The following is a 6,321-nucleotide window of genomic DNA, read 5'->3' on the forward strand; positions in this document are numbered from 1 at the left end:
ACCCCTACACCGGCGGCGCCATCGCCGTCGCCGAGGCCGCCCGCAACGTGGTCTGCACCGGCGCCCTGCCCGTCGCCGTCACCGACTGCCTCAACTTCGGCAACCCCGAAAAGCCCGAGGTCTACTACACCCTCGAACACGCCATCCGCGGCATCGCCGAGGCCTGCCTCCAGCTCGAGACCCCCGTCGTCAGCGGCAACGTCTCCCTCTACAACGAAGCCGGCGGCCGCCCCGTCTATCCTACCCCCATCATCGGCATGCTCGGCCTCCTCGAAGACGTCGAACGCCACCTTACCGCCGGCTTCACCCTCGCCGGCGCCCGCGCCATCCTGCTCGGCGCCGGCCTCGAACAGCCAGCCGCCAGCCTCGCCGGCTCCGAATACCTCGAAGCCGTCCACGGCCAGGTCGCCGGTATGCCGTCCATCGACCTCGCCCTCGAACGGCGCCTCCAGCAGCTCGTCCTCCGCGCCCACGCCGAGGGCCTCCTCCTCAGCGCCCACGATTGCGCCGAGGGCGGCCTCGCCGTCGCCCTCGCCGAGTGCGCCATCCTCGGCGGGCTCGGCTTCGAAGGCTCCGCCGAGCTCAGCGGCCGCCTCGATGCCGCCCTCTTCGGCGAGGCACAGTCACGCATCGTCGTCACCATCGCCCCCGATACCTACCGCTCCGGGGGCGGCCTCGCCCGCCTCGAGGACCTTGCCCGCGAACTGCAGGTCCCTGTCACGGTGCTCGGCACCGTCACCGCCGAACCCCGCTTCCGCTTCGGCCCCATCGACGCCCCGCTCGAGGACCTCCGCCGCGCCTACGAGGCCCTTCTGGACGCCTGACGCCCGCCCCGCACGCGCTCCGGCCGCCGCTGCCGTATCCTGATCGCATGTTCGGCGGCTCCTTTCGCATCGCCCGGCTGTTCGGCATCGATATCGAAATCCACCCCTCGTGGCTGCTGATCCTCGCCTTCCTCGCCTACTCCCTCTCCGAGGGCCTCTTCCCCGCCCGCTACGAAAACTGGAGCACCGCCGCCTACTGGACCGTCGGCACCATCGCCGCCGTTCTCCTCTTCGTCACCGTTCTCCTCCACGAGCTCGCCCACGCCCTCGTCGCGAAGCGGCGCGGCCTGCCTGTCCCCCGCATCACCCTCTTCATCTTCGGCGGCGTCTCTCATCTCGCCCGCCAGCCTGCATCCGCCGGCGAAGAGTTCCAGATCGCCGCGGCCGGGCCCGCCACCAGCTTCGTCGTCGCTCTCGTCACCTTCCTGCTCGCCCTCCTCTTCGGCGGCGCCAGCGAGCAGGTCGAAGGCATCCTCTACTACCTCGCCTCGGTCAACGTCCTCCTCGGCATCTTCAACCTCCTCCCCGGCTTCCCGCTCGATGGCGGCCGCGTGCTCCGCTCCATCGCCTGGAAGCGCAGCGGCAGCTTCCGCAAGGCTACCCGCACCGCTGCCGGCGTCGGCGAATTCTTCGGCTATGGCCTCATGGCCGTCGGCTTCTTCCTTCTCCTCGGCGGGCTCCTCCTCAACGGTCTCTGGCTGATGTTCATCGGCTGGTTCCTGCTTGGCGCTGCCCGCGGCGAAACCGCCAACCTCCAGCTCGAAAGCGCCCTCCGCAATCTCGTCGCCCGCGACGTCATGCGCGAGGACTTCCCCACCGTCGTCCCCGGCCTCCCCCTCTCCGCCATCGTCGATGAGTACATGATCGGCCAGGGCGAACGCGCCGTCGTCGTCACCAACGGCGGCGCCGTCCTCGGCATCCTCACCGTTAACGACATCCGCCGCATCCCCCGCGAGGAGTGGCCTTCCACCCCGGCCCAGGCCGTCATGACCCAGCGCGAGCGCGTCATCACCGTCGATGCCTACAGCCCCGCCATCGATGTCCTCATGCTCCTCGGCGAAAAGGCCCTCAACCAGGTCCCCGTCCTCGAAAACGGCCGCATGATCGGCCTCATTACCCGCCGCGAACTTCTCGAGCGCCTTCAGCTCGCCGAATCTCTCGCCGCCTGAGCCTCGCGCCTACCGCCCTTCCAGCGGCCGCCGCGCCCACTCCTCCCACAAAGCCCACCCCTGCTTGTTCGAACCATCCGCCCTGCGCAGCCCCGTATCGCGGAACACTGCCGCCGGCCCCGACGTCGCGAACGCCGGGTCCAGCGCAGCGAACCACACCACCCCGGTGAACCCCAGTTCCTCCGCCTCGTTCAGCAGACGCTCCAGGTACGCCCGCTGCTCCGCCTCCGTGCCCACCGCTTCCCTGCCCTCAACAGGCGCCGAGGGGTACGCCGTATCCGCGATTAGCACCTCGCCATCCCAGCGCGTCCGCAGCTGCCGGTAGTAGTCCGGGCGAATATCCGCCGCGCTCCGCGCCTCCCCCAGCCAGGGGTACGTGCTCACCGCGAACACATCCATCTTCCCCCGGAACCGTTCGAGCAGCTCCCAGCGCGGCGGGTGCACCTCCCCAAACGTCCCCTCGAGGTCCTCCAGCTGCCACGTGGGGAACACCTTCGTTTCCGGGCTGTTGCCCTTCACCACCGCATAGGCTTCGTCATACAGCGAAACGAACGCCTCGAACTGCTCCGGCGCCCGCTCGTAGATCATGTTGACCTCCACCCCGAGCGCCAGGTAGTCCGGCCGGTAGTTCTTCGCCACGTAGGCCGCGTAGGCCACGAACGCCGCCCGTACCCCCGGGTCCCGGAAGCCCGCCTGCGCATCCACCGAAGGCGGCAGGTTCGCCAGCCGGCTGCGCTGCACCGCCCCGTCCGTCGGGTCGATCGCGAAGTACAGCCGCAGCCCGCTGTACTGCTTCAGCAGCTCCGTCTCCAGCCGTGTCGTCTCCGCCGTCTCCGAAGAAATCGAACCGCCCGGCAGGAAGTCCGACCACGGCGGCGTCCGCTGGATCAGCAGCAGGTCCGCATACTGCGCCGCCGTCGCGAACGCCTCGATGTAGGCCGGCGTCGTCAGCTCCCGCGGCAGCGAACTGAATCCCAGCAGCAGCGACCGCGGCTCCCCCTCCGGCTCCGGGCGCACCACCGTCGGCCCCGGACCCGCCGGCGCCTCCCCACCATTCCCACTCCCCGACCCTTCGCCGCCCCCGCAGGCGGGTAAAAGGACCAGAAGCGCCGCCAGCGCTGCTACAATCCAACCGGCGGGGAACCCAAAGGAGCGGCCAGCAGTGGCCCGGCAGTCCCTTTTCGCGGTCGCCATCATCGTGGGCCTCCTTGCCGGCAGCATCGTTGCCGCGGCCCGCTGCCTCACCGCGCCAGGCGATCCCTCCTCCGACCCCGCCGCCCCCGAGCCCGACTCGCCCGCGGCCGCCGCCGCAGATTTCGCCTCCGCCTGGTCCCAGGGCTCCATCAGCGACCTCTACCTGCTCCTCTCTCCGGCATCGCAGCGCACCTACTCCTTCGAGGCGGTCGAATCCGCCTACCGCACCTTCGAAGACCAGCTCACCGTCCTCCGAACCTCCGTCCGCGTCGCCGAAGCCACGCCCGCCGCCGCCCGCCTCGAAGTGCGCCTCGCTACAGCCTATTTCGGCGACCTCGAATACTCCACCACCCTCCCCCTCCTCCCTGCACCCGGCCGTTACCTTGTCGCCTGGGAGCCCGCCGTCATCCACCCCCGCCTCGCAGGCGGCTACACCTTCGCCTCCATCATCCAGCGCACCACCCGCGGCACCATCTACGACCGCAACGGCATCCCGCTCGCCGTCACCCGCGATATCCGCCACGTCGGCCTCAACCGCAGCCAGGTCACCGACCGTCCCGCCCTCGAGCGCGTGCTCATCGAATTTGGCTTCACCCCCGAACAGGTCCGCGCCGCCTTCGAATCGCCCCTCGGCCTCAACCAGCGCGTGCGCGTCGGCCCCATCCCCGAAGACCGCATCGAAACCGCCAACCAGCTCCTCCGCGGCTACCCCGGCGTCATCATCTACGTCGAATCCCAGCGCGTGCACCCCCTCGGCCCCGCCGCCGCCCACGTCGTCGGCTACACCCGCGAGTACACCGCCGAGGAGCTCGCCGCCCGCCGCGGCCAGGGCCTCCGCCCCGGCGACCGTGTCGGTGCCACCGGCCTCGAAGCCGCCCTCGAAGACCGCCTCGCCGGCACCATCGGTGCGGAGCTCCGCCTCATCGCCCCCGATGGCTCCGTCGCCGAAACCCTCATCTCCCGCTCCTTCCGCCAGGGCGAAGATGTCATCACCACCCTCGACGCGCCCACCCTCCAGCGTGCCTACGAACGCCTCCAGGGCCGCGCCGGCGCCGCCGTCGTCATCGACCCCGCCACCAACGACCTCCTCGCCCTCGTCAGCAGCCCCTCCTTCGACCCCGACGCCTTCGAACGCGGCGACACGGCCGCCCTCGCCGGCATCACCGCCGACCCCGCTTCACCGCTTGCCAACCGCGCCACCGCCGGCCTCTACTCCGCCGGCTCCACCTTCAAACTCATCACCGGTGCCGCCGGCATGCACTACCTCGGCCTCCAGCCCACCGACCGCCTCGAATGCGGCGCCACCTGGGCCGGCGTCAGCCCGCCACGTCGCAACTGGGAGGGCGCCCAGGGCATGCTCACCATCGCCGAGGCCCTCATGCGCTCCTGCAACCCCGTCTTCTACGAAATCGCCCTCCGCCTCTACAACGGGTACGACGATGCCCTCGCCGCCATGGCCCGCGCCTTCGGCTTCGGCGAACCCACCGGCCTCGGCACCCTGCCCGAGGAAGCTGGCCTCGTCCCCGATGCCGCCTGGAAGCGCCGCACCACCGGCGAACCCTGGTACCCCGGCGACGAGGTCAACCTCGGCATCGGCCAGGGCGACCTCCTCATCACCCCGCTCCAGCTCGCCAACGCCTACAGCACCTTTGTCACCGGCCAGCTGCGCAACCCGCGCATCCTCGCCGAAGCCGAGGTTACCGTCCGCGGCACCCTGCCCCTCACCCCCGAGCAGCACGCCCACCTGCAGCGCGGCCTCGAACTGGTCACCGGCCCGAACGGCACCGCCTCCGCCGCCTTCGCCCTTGCCGGCTACACCGACTTCGCCGGCAAATCGGGCACCGCCGAAGATGCCAACGAACAGCAGCACGTGCTCTTCGTCGCCATGAGCCCCGCCCGCGAACCCCGCGCCATCGCCGCCGTCGTCCTCGATGACGGCAAGTCCGGCTCCATCGAGGCCGGCCCCATCGCCCGCGATATCGTCCTCGCGGCCCTCCGCCGCTGACCCGGGCTACCGACCCTGCCAGCGCGGCTCCCGGCGCTCCGCTGCAGCCGCCATCCCCTCGCGCGCGTCCTCGGTCGCCTGCGCCACCCGCCGCATCGTCTCCCCGAAGCGGATCGCCTCCACCCACGGCATCTGCTGCCCGCGCCAGGCCACCTCCTTCGTTGCGCGCACGGCAAGCGGCGCCGACTTCAGCAGCCGCTCCGCCAGCGCCCGCGCCTCGTCCATCAGCCGCTCGTGCGGCACCACCTTCCAGGCCAGCCCCATCTCCTTCGCCCGCTGCGCATCCACCCGCTCCCCGATCAGCAGCAGCTCCATCGCGTGCTGCCAGCCGACCCGCCCGGGCAGCCGCACCGCCCCCTGGATGGTCGGCACTCCCAGCCGTACCTCCGGGAAGCCGAACTCCGCCCGCTCGCTCGCGATCACGAAATCGCAGGCCGCCGCCAGCGTGCAGCCGAACCCCAGGCAGTACCCGTTCACCGCCGCAATCACCGGCTTCCACACCTCTAGCCCGTTCTCCAGCGAGGTCAGGCTCGGGGTCTCCCAGTGTGTGGCGCCCCGCGGGCGCGCACCGCCACGCAGGTCGGCCCCCGCGCAGAATGCCCTGCCTGCCCCCGTCACGATCGCCACCCACGCCTCCTCGTCATCCCGAAACCGCGCCCAGGCCGCGTCCAGGTCCTCCCGCAGCTCCTGGTTGATCGCGTTCAGCGCTTCCGGCCGGTTATACGTAATGAGCGCAATCCGGCCATCCCGTTCATAGAGCACCTTGCCCGGCATGGCGCACCCCCGGCGTCGATTTCGCCGGGAGTCTACACCCCGCCCGCGCGGCTCACACCGCCCGGCCGCGCAGGCGGTCCTGCTTCCCCGGCTTCGCCGTCAGGAAATCCAGGAACTCCTGCCAGTAGCGGCTCAGCAAATACTGCCCCAGCAGGGCCCCGGCAACCGCGGTCAGCACAATCACCCAGTCGCCGGTGTGCACCTCGGTGAAATCGAAGAACTGCCGCAGCCGCGGCGTGTAGATCGTCACCAGGAAGCCCGCCACCAGCAGCAGCCCGAGGAAGCTCGTCAGCACCGGCCGGGTCAGGCTCCGCCAGGACGCCCCCTGGAAGCCCAGCACCTCCACCATGAAGAA

The 6,321-nt window shown here is 70.7% G+C and carries 6 protein-coding genes; 3 read left to right on the forward strand and 3 right to left on the reverse strand.

Features of this window, described 5'->3' with window-relative positions:
- Both VAE46_RS05790 and VAE46_RS05795 read left to right on the forward strand, forming a co-directional pair.
- Positions 1-824 (forward strand): AIR synthase related protein (locus VAE46_RS05790; RefSeq protein WP_322795970.1); only part of this gene is annotated, 824 nt, incomplete at its 5' end.
- Positions 825-871: 47 nt separating this feature from the next.
- Complete coding sequence (locus VAE46_RS05795) at positions 872-1,993, forward strand: site-2 protease family protein (protein WP_322795971.1); 1,122 nt, start codon at positions 872-874, stop codon at positions 1,991-1,993.
- A 9-nt stretch (positions 1,994-2,002) separates the two neighbouring features.
- Here VAE46_RS05795 and VAE46_RS05800 read toward each other — a convergent pair whose 3' ends face one another.
- A complete protein-coding gene (locus VAE46_RS05800) occupies positions 2,003-3,010 on the reverse strand; it encodes a hypothetical protein (protein ID WP_322795972.1) in 1,008 nt (335 codons plus the stop codon).
- 145 nt (positions 3,011-3,155) lie between these two features.
- Here VAE46_RS05800 and VAE46_RS05805 point away from each other — a divergent pair, with 145 nt between their 5' ends.
- Positions 3,156-5,192, forward strand: a complete 2,037-nt coding sequence (locus tag VAE46_RS05805; RefSeq protein WP_322795973.1) for a penicillin-binding transpeptidase domain-containing protein — start codon at positions 3,156-3,158, stop codon at positions 5,190-5,192.
- 6 nt (positions 5,193-5,198) lie between these two features.
- On the opposite strand, the gene VAE46_RS05810 is transcribed toward VAE46_RS05805, so the two are convergent.
- Positions 5,199-5,966, reverse strand: coding sequence for an enoyl-CoA hydratase/isomerase family protein (locus tag VAE46_RS05810; RefSeq protein WP_322795974.1), 768 nt, complete (start codon positions 5,964-5,966; stop codon positions 5,199-5,201).
- 52 nt (positions 5,967-6,018) lie between these two features.
- Positions 6,019-6,321: hypothetical protein (locus VAE46_RS05815; protein WP_322795975.1), on the reverse strand; the 303-nt coding region annotated here is incomplete at its 5' end.

Origin of the sequence: Tepidiforma sp., from assembly GCF_034433535.1 — a bacterium.
Taxonomy (GTDB): Bacteria; Chloroflexota; Dehalococcoidia; order Tepidiformales; family Tepidiformaceae; genus Tepidiforma.